Below are 17,174 nucleotides of genomic sequence, written 5' to 3'. Positions count from 1 at the left end.
TCCGCTGTTTGACTAAAGTAGGCTAGTATTAGCCTAAATAATTAAAAAAAATAGGAATTAAGTTTGTCCATTTTCAAATCACGGAAGATTAAATTACCCACATCGGCACCTATTGAATTAGTTATATTCCGTAACGAACATGGGGTTATGAATGTTAAGGCACCGTCCCTTGGTTCGCTACTATGGGGCAGCGGCTATGCCCATGCCAATGACCGTTATACCCAACTGCTATTAATGCGAATCATCGGCCAAGGTAGACTATGTGAGTTACTAGAAGACACTCAAGTGAATCTTGAGATAGACACGTTCTTTCGTAAAGCCAATTGGCATAACAATGTAACCGATGAAATCGATAAGCTCGCTCCCTATACAAAGTCTATGTGTCAACACTATTGTGACGGCGTAAATGAGGGAATAAAACAAAAAAACTGGTCGATGCTCAAGGCATTAGGTTATAAACATGAACCGTGGACTATAGAAGACTCAATATTGATCTCACGTATGACTGGCTATATTACGTTAGCGCAATCGCAGACAGAAATTGAGCATTTTTTCGTTGAGTGCGTTCAAGCGGGTATTGAAATCGACCTCTTGAAAGAGTTATTCCCGCTTAGTAAGCAGGACATCGATCTCGACTTGCTCAGTAAAATTTCTCTCGAAAATTCTATTATTCCATCACACGTTTTATGGAACAGTGTTTTACCGCGAATGATGGCTTCAAATAATTGGGTGATTAGCGGTAATAAAACACAGAGTGGTAAAGCTATGCTCGCAAACGACCCGCACCTTGAAGTTAATCGACTACCTAATGTGTGGTGTGAACAACTACTCGAATATGGTGAAAATCGTGTTAAAGGTCTCGGCATGCCAGGGTTGCCTGGTGCGGTTATTGGTCGTAGTAACGATTTGGCTTGGGGAGTAACTTATGCATTCATGGATAGTGTAGATAGCTGGATTGAGGATTGTAAAAGTGGTCAGTATCTTCGGGATGGTATCCGCTGTGATTTTCAGATAAGAGAGGAAATTATCAAGCGTAAGAAATCTGCTGATCATCTAGTAACATTTTATGATAATCATCATGGCGTGCTAAGTGGTGATCCTTGCGTCGATGGTTACTACTTATCGACCAAGTGGAGCGGTGCTCAAAGTGGCGCAGCATCACTAAATGCCGCCATCAAAATGTTTACTGTCGATGATACTCGAGCTGCGTTGGCTACCCTTGGGCAAGTCGAATCAGCGTGGAATTGGGTTGTCTGTGATAAGAAAGGTGATATTGGTTATCAAATGTCGGGTTTAATGCCATTGCGTACTAACGGATGGAATGGGTTCACACCACAGCTAGGGTGGTATAGTGAAAATGATTGGCAAGGCTTTGTCGACGCTAAAGAATTACCTAGATCTTATAACCCCGAGTCAAACTACATCGTAACAGCCAATCAAGATCTCAATCATCTTGGAAATTTCTCGCCTATTAATATGCCAATGGGAGATTATCGTGCACAGCGTATAGCAGACTTAATTGAAGAAGAACCTCAACATGATATATCCAGCAATCAGAAAATTCAGCTGGATGTGCACTCCAAGCAGGCTCGTCAATTTTTAGATATTTTATTACCGCTATTGAGAGTCGCTCATGGCAATCATGCGCTGTTTATAATCTTGGAAAACTGGGATTGTTGCTATGATCTCAAGTCCAAAGGCGCAGTGGTGTTTGAAGCGTTCTACAGTGAATTACGTCATATCGTATTTGCCAATAAAAACTATGGATTCTCCAATAAAGTAGGAAGCTATCTAACTCAGGAGACGGGAATATTCATTGATTTCTACCAGCAGTTTGACCAAGTACTCTTGAATAATGACTCAGCATGGTATCAAGGTGCTTCTCAAGAGGAATGCTTTGAAAGTGCATTCCTTAACATTGAACAACATTGTCTCAAACCTAGTTGGGGAGAAGAGAACAAATTGAGTTTTGTTAATATCTTACTAGGTGAAAAATTGCCTCAATGGATGGGGGCTACAACATCCCCAATTTCATTGCGAGGCGGCAGGGCAACGCCAAGTCAAGGGCAAATATATCGCAGCGCTAACCGACAAACGAGTTTTGCACCAACGATTCGTGTTGTGACTCAAATGAATGATTCTGTGTTACATACGTCAGTGGCTGGTGGTCCTTCAGATAACTTTCTATCACCATGGTATCGTAGTGAATTAAAAGCTTGGCAAAATGGTCAGTACAAGAAACTAATTTGAATCAAAGGAGTGTTATAGATGGAGCAGCTTATTAATCATTCGCAACTTATGGTGAGGCAGCAAAAAGAATGGGGCGAAATAATCACCGGGTTCGAAACTAAGAATAAATATGCGATTGTGGACAGCCAAGGTAATCAACTTTATTTTGCGGTTGAGCGGAAAGGATCTTGGTGCGCTAGGCAGTTTCTAAAAGCCAATCGTCCTTTTGAATTAGCGATTCTAAATAATAGTGGACATCAAGTGATGAGCGTCGTGCGACCTTTTCGTTTCTTATTCCCAGAAGTAACCGTCTATGATGAAAGTAATAAGGTATTGGGTGTTGTGAAGAAGAAGTTTTCGATCATTAGCAAACATTACTGTCTATATGATGCGTCCGGCAAAGAGTTATTTACACTTAAGGGGCCACTTCTCAAACCATGGACATTTAATATTATGCAGCGCGATCGAGAAGTAGGGAAGATAACAAAGAAATGGAGCGGCCTTATGAAGGAAAGTTTCAGCGATGCAGATAATACCAATTGCATTAAATATTTGCCCACTTGTACTTGTTAAAATTAACTAAAATGGCGTTGCTGATTTTCTCTACGCACAACAAGATCACTTACGTAATGCAATTGGTATAACTTTGGGGTGCTTTTTCCTAAAAATGCGGATGTTTCAGTAAAGGCGTTTATATTGGGTGTGGTTTTTCTAATTGATTTTGTACACTTTGAAAATAAAGGCGACTAATATCGCCTTGATGTTTAAGTCTTATCATAGAGCTATTGCTATAAATGTTCTGTCAAAAAGGGCGGCAAAATATCAAAATTAGGAATGCCTTCCGGTAACGTCGCCCAAGAAGGTGCATAAGCGGTATAAATAAGCATTGCAGGTTTCAAGCCTGTTTGGTCATCCAATGTTGAGGCTGAAATTGAATAGAAATTACCAACTTCTATTTCTGCACAGACAGTCACACCACAAGTTTGACAAAAGTTGTACCGAGTTTTTTGACCTGAATCACCAACACGCACGTAGGTTGAAGGCATGCCTTTGGTAAATGTAAAGTTGTCTTTGTGAGCCCATACGCCAAACCACTTGTCTGAACCTGTATGTAATTGACATTGTTTACAATAACAGAAAACAGTATTAAGAGGCTCGCCAGTATAAGCATAAGTTACCTGCCCACACGCACAGCCACCTGTCTTGTGCTTCATGATTTACCCCATCTAAATCTTAAGAAGCTTAAAGCTAACAGAGAGTTGATTCAGGTGCGAGATAAATTTGAAATTACCCATACGATCAAATAACCAAAAATACGATCCCGTTCACGCCTAAAACTGGTTATTTCTTGACTATTAGCTGTGATGAGCATAGAATTTCGCGTCCCTATTTTTATGGGGATAGATTTTTCACCTAACTGGCTTAGGCAACTAAGCTGAATTCAACTAACTAGGAGCTATAATGGCAACAGTTAATCAACTAGTGCGCAACGCTCGTACAAAGAAGGTATCTAAGACAAACGTACCTGCTTTAGAAGCTTGTCCACAACGTCGTGGTGTATGTACTCGTGTATATACTACTACACCTAAAAAACCTAACTCGGCACTACGTAAAGTTGCTCGTGTTCGTTTAACTAACGGCTACGAAGTTACTTCATACATCGGTGGTGAGGGTCATAACTTACAAGAGCATAGCGTGATCTTAATCCGCGGTGGTCGTGTTAAAGATTTACCTGGTGTTCGTTACCATACAGTTCGCGGAACATTAGATTGTTCTGGCGTAGCTGATCGTCGTCAAGGTCGCTCTAAATACGGTGCTAAAAAGCCTAAGGCTTAATAGATCTCCGACAGTAAGGCCAAGCAAACGAAACTAAGTATTAACCTGTTTTGGGGTAACCTGAACACATTGGAGAATTAAGATGCCAAGAAGACGCGTCATAGGTCAACGAAAAATCCTTCCAGATCCTAAATTTAAATCAGAGATCCTGGCAAAATTCGTAAACATCGTAATGGTTGACGGTAAGAAATCAACTGCTGAAAAAATCGTATACGGTGCACTAGACATCGCCGCTGAGAAATCAGGTAAAGGCCATGTTGAATTATTTGAAATCGCACTTGAAAACGTGTGCCCAACGGTAGAAGTTAAATCTCGCCGTGTTGGTGGTTCTACGTACCAAGTACCGGTTGAAGTACGTCCTGTACGTCGTAACGCACTTGCTATGCGTTGGTTAGTTGAGTTCTCGCGTAAGCGTGGTGAAAAATCTATGGCTCAACGCCTAGCTGGTGAATTAGTTGACGCTCTTGATAACAAGGGTGCTTCAGTTAAGAAACGTGAAGACGTACACCGTATGGCTGATGCTAACAAAGCATTCGCTCATTACCGCTGGTAATAAATTAAGTAGTTGGCTGATTCAATTAGTCGACTACGTTTGTTTTGCATATGCAAAACGTTGCAGTATTAAGGGAAACTATTTTGGCACGCACTACCCCAATTGAACTGTACCGAAATATCGGTATTGTTGCCCATGTTGACGCTGGTAAAACAACGACAACCGAGCGCGTATTGTTCTACACTGGTCTTTCTCATAAGATCGGTGAAGTACATGATGGCGCTGCGACGATGGACTGGATGGAGCAAGAGCAGGAACGTGGTATAACTATCACGTCTGCTGCGACGACGACATTTTGGCCTGGGATGAACAAGCAGTTCAAAGAACACCGTATCAATATCATTGATACTCCTGGACACGTAGACTTCACCATTGAAGTTGAACGTTCATTACGTGTTCTAGATGGCGCTGTAGTCGTGTTTTGTGGTGCATCTGGTGTAGAACCACAGTCTGAAACCGTATGGCGTCAGGCTGATAAATACGAAGTACCTCGTTTGGTGTTCGTTAATAAGATGGACCGCACGGGCGCAGACTTTGAAGTTGTTGTTGAACAAATTCGTAATCGTTTAGGTGCTACTTGTGTACCTATGCATTTGAATATCGGCACAGAAGAAGACTTTAAAGGCGTTATTGACCTCATTAAAATGAAGGCCATTAACTGGAACGAGGCTGATCAAGGTGCCACATTCACTTACGAAGATGTTCCTGCTGATCTACAGGATCGTGCAGAAGAGCTTCGTGAAGAGTTAGTTGAAGCCGCGGCAGAAGCTAACGATGAATTGATGGATAAATACCTTGAAGAAGGCGAGCTCTCTGAAGAAGAGATTAAAGCTGGTCTTCGCCAACGTACTCTAGCAAACGAAATAGTACTCGCCACTTGTGGTTCGGCGTTTAAAAATAAAGGGGTTCAAGCAGTACTTGATGCTGTTGTTGAATACCTACCGGCGCCAACCGAAGTTAAAGCCATTACTGGTGTTGATATGGACGACAACGAAGTTGTTCGTCCATCAAGTGACGATGAGCCTTTTGCTGCATTAGCATTTAAGATTGCTACCGACCCATTCGTGGGAACGTTATCTTTCATACGCGTCTACTCAGGTGTTGTTCAGTCTGGTGCTCACGTCTACAATTCTGTTAAACAGAAACGTGAACGTCTAGGCCGTATCGTGCAAATGCACGCTAATGATCGAAATGAGATCACTGAGGTTCGAGCGGGCGATATCGCCGCCGCCATTGGTCTTAAAGATGTAACAACGGGAGACACACTATGTGATCCAGACCATAAGGTCATCTTGGAACGCATGGAGTTTCCTGAACCTGTTATTGCGATTGCTGTTGAACCAAGAACAACAGCCGCCCAAGAGAAAATGGGGATTGCGTTAGGTAAACTAGCGGCTGAAGATCCTTCATTTAGAGTTGAAACTGACGCGGAAACGGGTCAAACAATCATCTCTGGTATGGGTGAACTACATTTAGATATTATTGTAGATCGCATGCAGCGCGAATTCGGCGTTGATTGTAATGTCGGTAAACCTCAGGTTGCTTATCGTGAAACTATCCGCAGTTCTGTCGAGGCAGAGGGTAAGTTTGTACGTCAATCTGGTGGTAAAGGCCAATATGGCCATGTCGTGCTGAAACTAGAGCCTCAAGAAACTGGTGCTGGCTATGAATTCGTTAATGAAATTGTAGGCGGTTCTGTTCCTAAGGAATACATCGGTGCTGTTGATAAGGGCTGTTTTGAATCGATGAATCAAGGTGTTATTGCCGGATTCCCGATGCTTGACATAAAAGTCACCCTTATTGATGGTTCATATCATGATGTAGATTCTAATGAAGTTGCTTTTAAAGTAGCAGCTTCGATGGGCTTTAGACAAGGCGCACTCGATGCAAGCCCTGTGTTACTTGAACCGATGATGAAGGTTGAAGTAACCACACCAGAAGACTGGATGGGTGATGTTGTTGGTGACTTGAATCGTCGCCGCGGCATGATTGATGGAATGGAAGATGGCGTTGCTGGTATCAAACTAGTATTCGCTAAGGTTCCTTTGTCGGAGATGTTCGGTTATGCAACCGCGCTACGTTCTGCGACTCAGGGCCGTGCTTCGTACTCAATGGAATTCTTTGAGTACAGTGAAGCGCCAAAAAACATTTCTGATGCTGTTGTATCAGGAAAAAGATAAATAACTTTATAGCCGACCTCACAGAGGTTGGTATAACACAATAAAAGGTAATTCTCGTGTCTAAAGAAAAATTTGACCGTTCAAAACCGCACGTAAACGTTGGTACAATTGGCCACGTCGATCACGGTAAAACAACTCTTACTGCTGCAATCACTAAAGTACTTGCTGAAACTTACGGCGGCGACGTTAAAGCATTCGATCAAATCGATAACGCTCCTGAAGAGAAAGCACGTGGTATAACAATCTCTACTTCTCACGTTGAGTACGATACTCCATCACGTCACTACGCTCACGTAGATTGTCCAGGTCACGCCGATTACGTTAAAAACATGATCACTGGTGCTGCTCAAATGGATGGCGCTATCTTAGTAGTTGCTGCTACAGATGGTCCAATGCCACAAACACGTGAGCACATCTTGCTTTCACGTCAGGTTGGCGTACCTTTCATCATCGTATTCATGAACAAATGTGACATGGTTGATGACGAAGAGTTATTAGAGCTAGTAGAAATGGAAGTTCGTGAACTTCTTTCAGAATACGAATTCCCAGGTGATGATTTACCAGTAATTCAAGGTTCAGCACTTAAAGCCCTAGAAGGCGAAGGTGACTGGCCAGCTAAAGTTGTTGAGCTTGCAGAAGCACTAGACAGCTACATCCCAGAGCCAGAGCGTGACATCGATAAGCCATTCCTACTACCAATTGAAGATGTATTCTCAATTTCAGGTCGTGGTACAGTTGTAACTGGTCGTGTTGAGCGTGGTATCGTTAACGTAGGTGACGCAGTAGAAATCGTTGGTATCAAAGAGACTACAGAGTCAACTTGTACTGGTGTTGAAATGTTCCGTAAGCTTCTTGACGAAGGTCGTGCTGGTGAGAACGTTGGTGTTCTTCTACGTGGCGTTAAGCGTGAAGACATCGAACGTGGTCAAGTACTTGTTAAGCCAGGTACAATCACTCCACATACTAAGTTCGAATCAGAAGTATACGTACTAAGCAAAGATGAAGGTGGTCGTCATACTCCATTCTTCAAAGGTTACCGTCCACAGTTCTACTTCCGTACAACTGACGTAACTGGTGCTGTAGAGCTTCCAGAAGGCGTAGAAATGGTAATGCCAGGTGATAACCTTAAGTTTGTTGTTGAGCTAATCTGCCCAATCGCAATGGACGAAGGTCTACGTTTCGCTATCCGTGAAGGTGGCCGTACAGTAGGTGCTGGTGTTGTTGCTAAGATCATGGACTAATATTTAGCTTAGCTAAATACCATACTTAGAAAAAGGGTTGCTTCGGCAACCCTTTTTTATGTTCACGACTAAATGGATTTAGGAGGTAGAGCGAAGCAAAAGCGGAGTTATACCAATTGCATTAAATATTTGCCCACTTGTACTTGTTAAAATTAACTAAAATGGCGTTGCTCTCAATCCTAATAGCCAGCTATTAGTCAATCGAGCGCCTTGTTTTAGCTGATTTTCTCTACGCACAACAAGATCACTTACTTAATGCAATTGGTATAACTCCTTAATAGAATGCTGAGCTTATCATTCCGAATTAGAAAATATGTCACAGGATTATCACATGTGCATCTTGAACTTTGAGAATGTCCTCTTTGTTAGAATTAAAAAAGAAATGGTTGAGAATGCGTAAACTTGGGAGTTTACTCAAGCTTTTCAAATGCGCTGTTTGAAAATAACGCAGCAATTAAAAAAATAATTGATTTTGTCTGTCGATTAAGTATACTGCGCGCCATTCGTTACCAATAGTGTGACGATCTACGACAAATGAGTCGTAGAATTTAAAAGACTTGCGTTTGCTAAAAAATGAGCATATAATTCGCGTCCACTTAAGACATCGATGTTTTTTAAACATTCTTTTTATTAAGTGCCCAATCGTAAGATTGGTACAACAGCGACTCCGATAGGGAGTCGAACTTAACTAAATTAGCTTTCTCCTTTTTTATATAAAGAGGGTAGATTAGCTTTTTTTTCGTGTAAATTTTGATTGGAGTTTGGTCTAATGCAGAACCAAAGAATCCGTATCCGCTTGAAGGCATTTGATCATAAATTAATTGATCAGTCTACTGGTGAGATCGTGGAAACGGCTAAGCGCACTGGCGCTCAAGTTCGTGGTCCGATCCCTTTACCAACACGTAAAGAGCGTTTCACTGTATTGACTTCACCGCATGTAAATAAAGATGCGCGTGATCAATACGAGATCCGTACTCATAAGCGCCTAATCGACATCGTTGAGCCAACAGAAAAAACTGTTGATGCTTTAATGCGTTTAGATTTGGCTGCTGGTGTTGATGTTCAAATCAGCCTGGGTTAATCCTGGGACGGTAAGAGGTTATAACAATGGCTATTGGTCTAGTCGGTCGTAAAGTTGGAATGACACGCGTCTTCACAGAAGATGGCGTATCAATTCCAGTGACTGTTGTTGAAGTCGAGGCAAACCGCGTTACTCAAGTGAAAACACTTGAAACTGACGGTTACCGCGCACTTCAAGTAACTACAGGCGTTAAAAAAGCAAGCCGCGTTAACAAACCACAAGCAGGTCATTTTGCTAAAGCTGGTGTTGATGCAGGCCGCGGTCTGTGGGAATTTCGTCTAGGTACAGACGAAGGTAATGATATCGAAGTTGGCGCTGAGCTAAACGTAGATGTATTTACTGAAAATACAAAAGTAGATGTTACTGGTACTTCTAAAGGTAAAGGTTTCGCTGGTGTTATCAAGCGTTACAACTTCGCCATGCAAGATGCTACTCACGGTAACTCTATTTCGCATCGTGCTCCTGGTTCAATCGGTATGTGTCAAACTCCTGGACGTGTGTTCAAGGGTAAGAAGATGGCCGGTCACATGGGTGCAGAACGAGTTACAGTTCAGAGATTAGATGTTGTTCGCGTAGACGCGGCTAACAATCTTCTTCTGATAAAGGGCGCGATCCCAGGTGCAATCAACGGCACTGTTTTCGTTAACCCTACTGTTAAGCCATAGTTAGGAGATAGTAATGGAATTGGTATTGAAAGACGCGGGTAACGCTCTTGAAGTTTCCGAAGCTACTTTTGGCCGTGACTTTAATGAAGCTCTGGTTCATCAAGTAGTAGTAGCCTACGCTGCAGGTGCCCGTCAAGGTACCCGTAAGCAGAAAACCCGCTCTGAAGTGAGTGGTGGTGGTGCTAAACCTTGGAAACAAAAAGGTACTGGCCGCGCACGTGCTGGTACAATCCGTAGCCCAATCTGGCGCTCTGGTGGTGTTACATTTGCTGCTCGTCCACAGGACCACAGTCAAAAAGTAAACCGCAAGATGTACCGCGCTGCGCTACAGTCAATCTTCTCTGAGTTGGTTCGTCAAGACCGCTTAGTAGTGGTTGAAAACTTTGCTGTTGAAACGCCTAAGACTAAAGAATTAGTTGCAAAACTAAAAGAATTAGAACTTAAAGACGTTTTAATCGTTACTGAAGAAGTAGAAGAGAACTTGTTCTTAGCTGCTCGCAACTTATACAAAGTTGACGTTCGTGACGTAGCTAGTTTGGACCCTGTATCATTAGTTGGCTTCGACAAGATTGTTGTTACTGCAGCTGCAGTTAAACAAATTGAGGAGATGCTAGCATGATCACTGAAGAACGCATTTTAAAAGTATTAGTAGGTCCACATATCTCTGAAAAGAGTACGTTAACTGCTGAAACTAACAACACGATCGTTTTCAAAATCGACCCAACTGCTACAAAAGCTGAAGTTAAAGCGGCTGTTGAGAAGTTGTTCGAAGTTGAAGTTGACACTGTTCGTACACTAAACGTTAAAGGTAAGACTAAACGTACTGGTGCTCGCACAGGTCGTCGTAACGACTGGAAAAAAGCTTACGTAACGCTGAAAGACGGTAGTGATATCGATTTCGTTGGCGGCGCTGAGTAATAGAGGAGTATTTAGATGGCTATAGTTAAATGTAAGCCTACCTCTCCGGGTCGCCGCCATTTAGTTAAGGTAGTGAACTCAGAGTTGCATAAAGGGAAACCTTACGCACCTCTTTTAGAGAGCAAAAGCAAATCTGGCGGTCGTAACAATAACGGTCGTATTACAGTTCGTCATATTGGTGGTGGTCACAAGCATCATTACCGCATGATCGACTTTAAACGTAATAAAGATGGCATCCCTGCGACAGTTGAACGTTTGGAATATGATCCAAACCGTAGTGCAAACATTGCACTAGTACTGTACAAAGACGGTGAGCGTCGTTATATCCTAGCACCTAAAGGCCTTAAAGCTGGTGATTCTATTCTTTCAGGAATGGACGCACCTATTAAAGCCGGTAACACTATGCCAATGCGTAGCATGCCATTAGGTTCTGTGATTCATAACATTGAAATGAAGCCTGGCAAAGGTGCACAAATTGCACGTTCTGCTGGTACTTATGCTCAGTTAATCGCTAAAGATGGCGCCTATGTAACTCTACGTTTACGTAGTGGTGAAATGCGTAAAATCCTAGCTGATTGTCGTGCTACCTTCGGTGAAGTTGGTAACGCTGAACATATGCTTCGTCGCCTTGGTAAAGCTGGTGCAAACCGCTGGCGTGGTGTTCGTCCTACCGTTCGCGGTGTTGCGATGAACCCAGTAGATCACCCACATGGTGGTGGTGAAGGTCGTACCTCTGGTGGTCGTCACCCTGTTACTCCATGGGGCGTACCTACTAAAGGCTATAAAACACGTAAGAACAAGCGCACTGACAAATACATTGTCCGTCGTGCTTCTTCTAAGTAATTTTAAAGAGGAATTACTATGCCACGTTCTCTCAAGAAGGGTCCTTTCATTGACCTACACTTGTTAAAGAAGGTAGAGACAGCAGTGGAAAGCGAGAGTAAAAAACCAATTAAGACTTGGTCTCGCCGTTCAATGATCATCCCAGATATGATTGGTTTGACCATCGCTGTCCATAATGGTCGTCAGCACGTTCCAGTATTTGTTACCGAAGATATGATCGGTCACAAACTGGGTGAATTTGCACCTACACGTACTTATCGCGGCCATGCTGCAGATAAGAAAGCGAAGAAATAAGGGAGTTAATGATGGAAGTTCTTGCTAAACATCGCTATGCCCAGATTTCTCCGCAGAAAGTACGTCTGGTAGCAGATCAAATCCGTGGTTTATCAGTTGCAGAAGCAATCGATATCTTAACTTACAGTCCTAAAAAAGCGGCTGGTCTAGTTAAGAAAGTGCTTGAGTCAGCAATGGCTAATGCAGAGCACAACGAAGGTGCAGACATTGATGAGTTAACAGTTGCTAAGGTTTTCGTAGACGAAGGCCCAACTATGAAACGCATCATGCCTCGTGCTAAGGGTCGTGCAGACCGTATTCTTAAGCGTAGCAGTCACATTTCTGTGATTGTTTCAGATAGCTAGGAGAAAGCAATGGGACAAAAAGTACATCCTAATGGCATCCGCCTAGGTATCTCAAAGCCTTGGAATTCTACTTGGTACGCAGAGTCTAAAGATTTTGCAGATAACCTAAAGGGTGATCATCTGGTTCGTAAGTTCTTAACTAAAGAACTTGCTAAAGCCTCTGTATCTCGCATCGTTATCGAACGTCCAGCGAAAAGCATCCGTGTGACTATTCACACTGCTCGTCCTGGTGTTGTAATCGGTAAGAAAGGCGAAGATGTTGAAAAACTACGCAAGCAAATCACCAAAATTACTGGTGTGCAAGCGCAAATCAACATTGCAGAAATTCGTAAGCCTGATCTAGACGCTAAACTAGTAGCTGAAGGTATCGCTAGTCAACTTGAACGCCGTGTTATGTTCCGTCGTGCTATGAAGCGCGCAGTACAAAATGCAATGCGTCAAGGCGCTAAAGGTATCAAAGTACAAGTTGGTGGTCGTCTAGGCGGTGCTGAAATCGCACGTTCTGAATGGTATCGTGAAGGTCGTGTACCTCTACATACTCTTCGTGCTGACATTGACTATGCTACAGCTGAAGGTCTAACACAATACGGTATCTTAGGTATCAAAGTGTGGATCTACAAAGGTGACGTTTTAGGTGGTTTACCACTTAAAGTTGAAGAGCCTAAAAAACCAGCTAAGCGTAAGCCACGCAAATAGGAGACTGAATAATGTTGCAACCTAAACGTATGAAGTTTCGTAAAATGCACAAAGGCCGTAACCGCGGTGTAGCTAAAGGATCTGAAGTTTCTTTCGGTGAATTTGGTCTAAAAGCGGTTGGTCGTGGTCGCTTAACAGCGCGTCAAATCGAAGCTGCACGTCGTGCAATGACACGTCATGTAAAACGTCAAGGTAAAATCTGGATCCGTGTTTTCCCAGATAAGCCAATTACCTCTAAGCCATTAGAAGTTCGTATGGGTAAAGGTAAAGGTAATGTTGAATACTGGATTTGTCAGATTCAACCAGGCCGTGTTTTATATGAAATGGAAGGTGTTCCTGAAGAACTAGCGCGTGAAGCGTTTGAACTTGCAGCAACTAAACTTCCAATGAAAACTACTTTTGTAACTCGGACGGTGATGTAATGAATACAGTCGAACTGAGAGAAAAGTCGGTTGAAGAGCTGAATGCAGAGCTATTAAACTTATTACGTGAGCAATTTAACTTACGTATGCAAAATAGCACTGGTCAGCTTGCTCAAACTCACTTGTTAAAGAATGTGCGTCGCGATATCGCACGTGTTAAAACCATTCTGAACCAGAAGGCAGGTTAATTATGAGCGATAAGATCCGTACTCTTCAAGGTCGTGTAGTTAGCGACAAAATGGACAAATCTATTGTTGTCCTAATTGAACGTCGTGTTAAGCATCCTATGTATGGCAAGTTCCTAACTCGCTCTACTAAGATCCACGCTCATGACGAGACTAACCAATGTAAAGAAGGCGATTTAGTGACTATCCGTCAAACTCGCCCTATCTCTAAGACTAAGTCTTGGGCATTGGAGTCAGTAGTTAAACAAGCTTAATTTTTTAAGTTTATTTAACCAATAAAAAAGCGACCCTCGGGTCGCTTTTTTTATGCTTTAGAAAAAGTGTTCTCTGCTTATATATTATACCAATTGCATTAAATATTTGCCCACTTGTACTTGTTAAAATTAACTAAAATGGCGTTGCTCTCAATCCTAATAGCCAGCTATTAGTCAATCGAGCGCCTTGTTTTAGCTGATTTTCTCTACGCACAACAAGATCACTTACTTAATGCAATTACTTCATTGATGTTAAATAGCGTAAAAGGAATACTTAACCGCGCGATAGAGTTTTCGTGATCTTTACAGTTCTTTATCAAAATGACGATGATTAACCCAAACATGCCCCCTGCGCCCCCAAGAAATACGAAGGTGTCGAAAAACGAAATAATGAGTCGAACGCATTTGAACTATGAACGGCTACCAACCAAAATAGACTTGTTAGCAGCTGCCTGACTAATCCTTTCTCATAGAGCTCTCTTTCTTGGAGGAAATTACAAAACTGTGCAAATATCCAGTCAATAATCACCGCACCATAAGGAACTACGATATATAAGGTGATAAAGACCAGAATAAATGGCGTCACCATTTGCAAATTTACCCGTAAGAATCGGCTAATCCCGAGTAAGCTTGCCGTTGTTAGTTTTAAGAGGCGGAAATAGAAACGCAGTAAATAGCTGCTTAAAGACGGTATAACTATTGGGTAAATAGTTACATGGGACGAGGGGATGACGATCGCACCATTTTCGATCAACACATAACTGCCATGTGTTAGAAAACAAACGAGTCCGAGTAAAGACCCACCGATGGGGTTGACTCCAAGGTTTTTTGACAAATAAACACCAATCGAGATAACCATCATTATCCGGTATATCAGCAAGATAATGGATAATTCTCGGCTAAAGGACTCCAAGCTATGTTGCTCATTGAAAAGTCTTGAACTGCGAATGTATTAAAATGGGTAACGAGACTTTGTACCACCAAAAAGCTTGCAGTGAGGGTTAGAAAAGCAATTAGAGTAATAAATGCTTCCCGTAAACTCAGTAAATAAATGCTATTGACTACCTTAACTAAGCTAGCATGTAACATCGAACAACGTCCCTTGAATTGGTTTACTTTGTTAAATGATAGACGAATATCTTATTGTTGCTTTTTATACTGATAAATTGGGATGAAATCGGTGACGACCCCTTCGCCCGATCATGTTACTTAGTTGAAATGGTGATTTTGTGATCTGTATCTCTTCGCCATAATCATTTGTTCGCTGCCAATGCCATTAGAACCTCTGTAAGTGATTGTTTCTCACGTTGATAAGCTTAAAAAATGCGCAGTTGATGCTAAATTGAACTTGCCCTTTCTAAATTATTTTTACTTTGTTATACTATCGCGCCTCTTAATGGGAAGAGGTCCATATCAATCGGTATGGATTTAGTTAAATTAGCGGAGCATATAACATGATCCAAATGCAATCTAAACTTGACGTAGCAGATAACTCTGGTGCCCGTCGAGTACAATGTATTAAGGTTCTTGGCGGTTCACACCGTCGTTATGCGCGCGTTGGTGATATCATCAAAGTTTCTGTAAAAGAAGCTATTCCTCGCGGTAAAGTGAAGAAAGGTGATGTAATGAACGCCGTAGTTGTTCGTACGTCTAAAGCAATCCGTCGTGCAGACGGAAGCGCAATTCGTTTCGACAACAATGCAGCTGTAATGTTAAATGCTAACTTACAGCCTGTTGGTACTCGAATCTTTGGTCCAGTAACGCGTGAACTACGTAACGAAAAGTTCATGAAAATCGTTTCACTGGCTCCAGAAGTACTGTAAGGAAATTAATCATGGCAGCGAAAATTCGTCAAAATGATGAAATCATTGTTTTAGCCGGTAAAGATAAAGGCAAGCGCGGTAAAGTATTAAGCGTGCAAGCTGACGGTAAAGCAATTGTAGAAGGTGTAAACCTAATCAAGAAACACCAAAAGCCAAACCCACAATTGGGCGTAGCTGGCGGTATTGTTGAGAAAGAAGCACCAATCCAAATGTCTAACATTGCACTTGTAGATGCCGATGGCAAAGCAAGTCGTGTTGGTTTCCGACTAGAAGACGGCAAAAAAGTTCGTTTCTTCAAGTCTAATAATGAACTAGTTTAATTCGGAGTTAACGATGGCGAAACTGCATGGTTATTACAACGAGACTGTAGTAAACAAACTTAAAGAAGAGTTTGGTTTTACCAGTGTCATGCAAGTCCCTCGGATTGAAAAAATCACCCTTAACATGGGTGTTGGTGAAGCACTAGCCGATAAAAAGGTACTAGAGCACGCAGTTAAAGACATGACAGCAATCGCTGGTCAAAAACCTGTAATCACTGTTGCCCGCAAATCTGTTGCTGGCTTTAAAATCCGTGAAGGCTACCCAATTGGTTGTAAAGTCACCCTACGTGGCGAGCGTATGTGGGAATTTTTAGAGCGTTTAATCTCTATTTCAATTCCTCGTATCCGTGACTTCCGTGGTTTATCAGACAAGTCTTTTGACGGTCGTGGTAACTACAGCATGGGTGTACGTGAACAGATTATCTTCCCTGAAATCGATTACGATAAAGTAGACAAAATCCGTGGTATGGATATTACCATTGGTACTACTGCATCTAGCAACGATGAAGGTCGAGCTCTGTTAGCCGCATTCAACTTCCCATTCCGCAAATAAGGTGTAGGGTTATGGCAAAGCAATCAATGAAGGCCCGTGAGGTCAAACGCGCGAAATTAGCAGCGAAGTACGCCGAAAAGCGTGCTGCTCTAAAAGCGATTATCAGCAGCGTAACTGCTTCTGAAGAAGAAAAGTGGGATGCAGTTTTAACACTGCAATCATTGCCACGTGATTCTAGTAAATCTCGTGCTCGCAACCGTTGTAACGTTACAGGTCGTCCACACGGCTTCCTACGTAAGTTCGGTATGAGTCGCATCAAGACGCGTGAAGCGGCGATGCGCGGTGAAATCCCTGGCTTAACAAAAGCCTCTTGGTAATCGGAGTACGCTAATATGAGCATGCAAGATCCTATCGCGGATATGCTAACACGCATCCGTAATGGTCAGAAAGCAGCAAAAACTGCTGTATCTATGCCTTCTTCAAAACTTAAAGTAGCTATTGCTAAATTACTTAAAGATGAAGGTTATATTACTGACTACGCTGTTTCTGGTGAAGTAAAATCAGAATTAGAAGTAACTTTAAAGTACTTCGAAGGCAAACAAGTAATCGAAACTATCCAACGTGTGAGCCGCCCTGGTCTTCGCATTTATAAGGGCAAAGACGAGCTGCCAAAAATCATGGCTGGCATGGGCGTTGCTGTAGTTTCTACTTCTAAAGGTTTGATGACCGACCGTGCAGCGCGTAAAGCGGGCATGGGTGGCGAGATCATCTGCTACGTAGCTTAATAAGGAGTTTAC

At 42.4% G+C, this 17,174-nt stretch carries 25 protein-coding genes; 23 read left to right on the top strand and 2 right to left on the bottom strand.

The window, feature by feature from the left end:
• Window positions 1-63: 63 nt before the first annotated feature.
• From ACMAZF_RS18455 to ACMAZF_RS18445, 3 genes are all read left to right on the top strand, one after another.
• A complete protein-coding gene (locus ACMAZF_RS18455; protein WP_435275179.1) occupies window positions 64-2,250 on the top strand; it encodes a penicillin acylase family protein in 2,187 nt (728 codons plus the stop codon).
• Window positions 2,251-2,268: 18 nt separating this feature from the next.
• Window positions 2,269-2,802 carry a phospholipid scramblase-related protein gene (locus tag ACMAZF_RS18450; protein ID WP_435275178.1) on the top strand — a complete coding sequence of 178 codons (534 nt, stop codon included), beginning with the start codon at window positions 2,269-2,271 and terminating at the stop codon, window positions 2,800-2,802.
• 78 nt (window positions 2,803-2,880) lie between these two features.
• Window positions 2,881-2,979 (top strand): hypothetical protein, encoded by a 99-nt coding sequence (locus ACMAZF_RS18445; RefSeq protein ID WP_435275177.1) that lies wholly within the window; start codon window positions 2,881-2,883, stop codon window positions 2,977-2,979.
• A gap of 38 nt (window positions 2,980-3,017) precedes the next feature.
• Here the strand turns inward: ACMAZF_RS18445 and ACMAZF_RS18440 are convergent, their stop codons facing one another.
• Complete coding sequence (locus ACMAZF_RS18440) at window positions 3,018-3,443, bottom strand: GFA family protein (protein ID WP_435275176.1); 426 nt, start codon at window positions 3,441-3,443, stop codon at window positions 3,018-3,020.
• A 247-nt stretch (window positions 3,444-3,690) separates the two neighbouring features.
• Here ACMAZF_RS18440 and rpsL point away from each other — a divergent pair, with 247 nt between their 5' ends.
• The 15 genes from rpsL (at window position 3,691) to rpsQ (ending at window position 13,741) form a co-directional block, all read left to right on the top strand.
• Window positions 3,691-4,065 (top strand): 30S ribosomal protein S12, encoded by a 375-nt coding sequence (gene rpsL, locus ACMAZF_RS18435; protein WP_435275175.1) that lies wholly within the window; start codon window positions 3,691-3,693, stop codon window positions 4,063-4,065.
• 82 nt (window positions 4,066-4,147) lie between these two features.
• Entirely contained in the window at window positions 4,148-4,618 is a 471-nt protein-coding gene (gene rpsG / locus ACMAZF_RS18430) for a 30S ribosomal protein S7 (protein WP_435275174.1), read from the top strand.
• A gap of 83 nt (window positions 4,619-4,701) precedes the next feature.
• Window positions 4,702-6,798, top strand: a complete 2,097-nt coding sequence (fusA, locus tag ACMAZF_RS18425; RefSeq protein ID WP_435275173.1) for an elongation factor G — start codon at window positions 4,702-4,704, stop codon at window positions 6,796-6,798.
• Between the two features lie 56 nt (window positions 6,799-6,854).
• Window positions 6,855-8,039 carry an elongation factor Tu gene (tuf, locus tag ACMAZF_RS18420; RefSeq protein WP_435275172.1) on the top strand — a complete coding sequence of 395 codons (1,185 nt, stop codon included), beginning with the start codon at window positions 6,855-6,857 and terminating at the stop codon, window positions 8,037-8,039.
• 769 nt (window positions 8,040-8,808) lie between these two features.
• Window positions 8,809-9,120 carry a 30S ribosomal protein S10 gene (rpsJ, locus tag ACMAZF_RS18415; RefSeq protein ID WP_101213205.1) on the top strand — a complete coding sequence of 104 codons (312 nt, stop codon included), beginning with the start codon at window positions 8,809-8,811 and terminating at the stop codon, window positions 9,118-9,120.
• A 26-nt stretch (window positions 9,121-9,146) separates the two neighbouring features.
• Window positions 9,147-9,785 carry a 50S ribosomal protein L3 gene (gene rplC, locus ACMAZF_RS18410; RefSeq protein WP_435275171.1) on the top strand — a complete coding sequence of 213 codons (639 nt, stop codon included), beginning with the start codon at window positions 9,147-9,149 and terminating at the stop codon, window positions 9,783-9,785.
• 13 nt (window positions 9,786-9,798) lie between these two features.
• Entirely contained in the window at window positions 9,799-10,404 is a 606-nt protein-coding gene (rplD, locus tag ACMAZF_RS18405; RefSeq protein ID WP_435275170.1) for a 50S ribosomal protein L4, read from the top strand.
• Window positions 10,401-10,703: a 50S ribosomal protein L23 gene (gene rplW / locus ACMAZF_RS18400; protein ID WP_435275169.1), complete on the top strand. Its 303-nt coding sequence runs from the start codon at window positions 10,401-10,403 to the stop codon at window positions 10,701-10,703. The genes rplD and rplW overlap by 4 nt, the downstream gene beginning before the upstream one ends.
• Before the next feature lie 15 nt (window positions 10,704-10,718).
• Entirely contained in the window at window positions 10,719-11,546 is an 828-nt protein-coding gene (rplB, locus tag ACMAZF_RS18395; protein WP_435275168.1) for a 50S ribosomal protein L2, read from the top strand.
• A gap of 18 nt (window positions 11,547-11,564) precedes the next feature.
• Window positions 11,565-11,840, top strand: a complete 276-nt coding sequence (gene rpsS / locus ACMAZF_RS18390) for a 30S ribosomal protein S19 (RefSeq protein WP_101213200.1) — start codon at window positions 11,565-11,567, stop codon at window positions 11,838-11,840.
• 11 nt (window positions 11,841-11,851) lie between these two features.
• A complete protein-coding gene (gene rplV, locus ACMAZF_RS18385; protein WP_435277283.1) occupies window positions 11,852-12,184 on the top strand; it encodes a 50S ribosomal protein L22 in 333 nt (110 codons plus the stop codon).
• 9 nt (window positions 12,185-12,193) lie between these two features.
• Entirely contained in the window at window positions 12,194-12,880 is a 687-nt protein-coding gene (gene rpsC / locus ACMAZF_RS18380) for a 30S ribosomal protein S3 (RefSeq protein WP_435275167.1), read from the top strand.
• Window positions 12,881-12,891: 11 nt separating this feature from the next.
• On the top strand, window positions 12,892-13,302 hold the full coding sequence (gene rplP / locus ACMAZF_RS18375; protein WP_101213197.1) for a 50S ribosomal protein L16: 411 nt from the start codon (window positions 12,892-12,894) through the stop codon (window positions 13,300-13,302).
• Window positions 13,302-13,490 carry a 50S ribosomal protein L29 gene (rpmC, locus tag ACMAZF_RS18370; protein WP_239439768.1) on the top strand — a complete coding sequence of 63 codons (189 nt, stop codon included), beginning with the start codon at window positions 13,302-13,304 and terminating at the stop codon, window positions 13,488-13,490. The genes rplP and rpmC overlap by 1 nt, the downstream gene beginning before the upstream one ends.
• Before the next feature lie 2 nt (window positions 13,491-13,492).
• Window positions 13,493-13,741, top strand: coding sequence for a 30S ribosomal protein S17 (rpsQ, locus tag ACMAZF_RS18365; RefSeq protein ID WP_435275166.1), 249 nt, complete (start codon window positions 13,493-13,495; stop codon window positions 13,739-13,741).
• A gap of 331 nt (window positions 13,742-14,072) precedes the next feature.
• Here the strand turns inward: rpsQ and ACMAZF_RS18360 are convergent, their stop codons facing one another.
• Window positions 14,073-14,603, bottom strand: coding sequence for a hypothetical protein (locus ACMAZF_RS18360; RefSeq protein ID WP_435275165.1), 531 nt, complete (start codon window positions 14,601-14,603; stop codon window positions 14,073-14,075).
• A 592-nt stretch (window positions 14,604-15,195) separates the two neighbouring features.
• Between ACMAZF_RS18360 and rplN the strand changes: the two genes are divergently transcribed.
• From rplN to rpsH, 5 genes are read left to right on the top strand one after another with little or no spacing between them, the layout of a single operon-like run.
• The gene (gene rplN / locus ACMAZF_RS18355) at window positions 15,196-15,564 is read left to right on the top strand and encodes a 50S ribosomal protein L14 (RefSeq protein ID WP_435275164.1); all 369 of its coding nucleotides are present in this window, start codon (window positions 15,196-15,198) and stop codon (window positions 15,562-15,564) included.
• Window positions 15,565-15,575: 11 nt separating this feature from the next.
• Complete coding sequence (gene rplX / locus ACMAZF_RS18350) at window positions 15,576-15,884, top strand: 50S ribosomal protein L24 (RefSeq protein ID WP_435275163.1); 309 nt, start codon at window positions 15,576-15,578, stop codon at window positions 15,882-15,884.
• A 13-nt stretch (window positions 15,885-15,897) separates the two neighbouring features.
• Window positions 15,898-16,437 carry a 50S ribosomal protein L5 gene (gene rplE, locus ACMAZF_RS18345; protein ID WP_435275162.1) on the top strand — a complete coding sequence of 180 codons (540 nt, stop codon included), beginning with the start codon at window positions 15,898-15,900 and terminating at the stop codon, window positions 16,435-16,437.
• A gap of 11 nt (window positions 16,438-16,448) precedes the next feature.
• Window positions 16,449-16,754, top strand: coding sequence for a 30S ribosomal protein S14 (rpsN, locus tag ACMAZF_RS18340; RefSeq protein ID WP_435275161.1), 306 nt, complete (start codon window positions 16,449-16,451; stop codon window positions 16,752-16,754).
• A gap of 15 nt (window positions 16,755-16,769) precedes the next feature.
• Complete coding sequence (gene rpsH / locus ACMAZF_RS18335) at window positions 16,770-17,162, top strand: 30S ribosomal protein S8 (RefSeq protein WP_435275160.1); 393 nt, start codon at window positions 16,770-16,772, stop codon at window positions 17,160-17,162.
• The last annotated feature ends 12 nt before the right edge of the window (window positions 17,163-17,174 follow it).

The organism is Psychrobium sp. nBUS_13 (assembly GCF_051201665.1).
Lineage (GTDB): Bacteria > Pseudomonadota > Gammaproteobacteria > Enterobacterales > Psychrobiaceae > Psychrobium.
The sequence above is the reverse complement of the archived record's forward strand: the minus strand, read 5'-3'. Positions and strand labels throughout refer to the sequence as shown.

Coding starts and splice junctions, on each gene's coding strand:
- ACMAZF_RS18450 (WP_435275178.1), top strand. CDS start 2,269: ATGGAGCAGCTTATTAATCATTCGCAACTTATGGTGAGGCAGCAAAAA.
- ACMAZF_RS18440 (WP_435275176.1), bottom strand. CDS start 3,443: ATGAAGCACAAGACAGGTGGCTGTGCGTGTGGGCAGGTAACTTATGCT.
- rpsL (WP_435275175.1), top strand. CDS start 3,691: ATGGCAACAGTTAATCAACTAGTGCGCAACGCTCGTACAAAGAAGGTA.
- rpsG (WP_435275174.1), top strand. CDS start 4,148: ATGCCAAGAAGACGCGTCATAGGTCAACGAAAAATCCTTCCAGATCCT.
- rpsJ (WP_101213205.1), top strand. CDS start 8,809: ATGCAGAACCAAAGAATCCGTATCCGCTTGAAGGCATTTGATCATAAA.
- rplC (WP_435275171.1), top strand. CDS start 9,147: ATGGCTATTGGTCTAGTCGGTCGTAAAGTTGGAATGACACGCGTCTTC.
- rplD (WP_435275170.1), top strand. CDS start 9,799: ATGGAATTGGTATTGAAAGACGCGGGTAACGCTCTTGAAGTTTCCGAA.
- rplW (WP_435275169.1), top strand. CDS start 10,401: ATGATCACTGAAGAACGCATTTTAAAAGTATTAGTAGGTCCACATATC.
- rplB (WP_435275168.1), top strand. CDS start 10,719: ATGGCTATAGTTAAATGTAAGCCTACCTCTCCGGGTCGCCGCCATTTA.
- rpsS (WP_101213200.1), top strand. CDS start 11,565: ATGCCACGTTCTCTCAAGAAGGGTCCTTTCATTGACCTACACTTGTTA.
- rplV (WP_435277283.1), top strand. CDS start 11,852: ATGGAAGTTCTTGCTAAACATCGCTATGCCCAGATTTCTCCGCAGAAA.
- rpsC (WP_435275167.1), top strand. CDS start 12,194: ATGGGACAAAAAGTACATCCTAATGGCATCCGCCTAGGTATCTCAAAG.
- rplP (WP_101213197.1), top strand. CDS start 12,892: ATGTTGCAACCTAAACGTATGAAGTTTCGTAAAATGCACAAAGGCCGT.
- rpmC (WP_239439768.1), top strand. CDS start 13,302: ATGAATACAGTCGAACTGAGAGAAAAGTCGGTTGAAGAGCTGAATGCA.
- rpsQ (WP_435275166.1), top strand. CDS start 13,493: ATGAGCGATAAGATCCGTACTCTTCAAGGTCGTGTAGTTAGCGACAAA.
- ACMAZF_RS18360 (WP_435275165.1), bottom strand. CDS start 14,603: ATGATGGTTATCTCGATTGGTGTTTATTTGTCAAAAAACCTTGGAGTC.
- rplN (WP_435275164.1), top strand. CDS start 15,196: ATGATCCAAATGCAATCTAAACTTGACGTAGCAGATAACTCTGGTGCC.
- rplX (WP_435275163.1), top strand. CDS start 15,576: ATGGCAGCGAAAATTCGTCAAAATGATGAAATCATTGTTTTAGCCGGT.
- rplE (WP_435275162.1), top strand. CDS start 15,898: ATGGCGAAACTGCATGGTTATTACAACGAGACTGTAGTAAACAAACTT.
- rpsN (WP_435275161.1), top strand. CDS start 16,449: ATGGCAAAGCAATCAATGAAGGCCCGTGAGGTCAAACGCGCGAAATTA.
- rpsH (WP_435275160.1), top strand. CDS start 16,770: ATGAGCATGCAAGATCCTATCGCGGATATGCTAACACGCATCCGTAAT.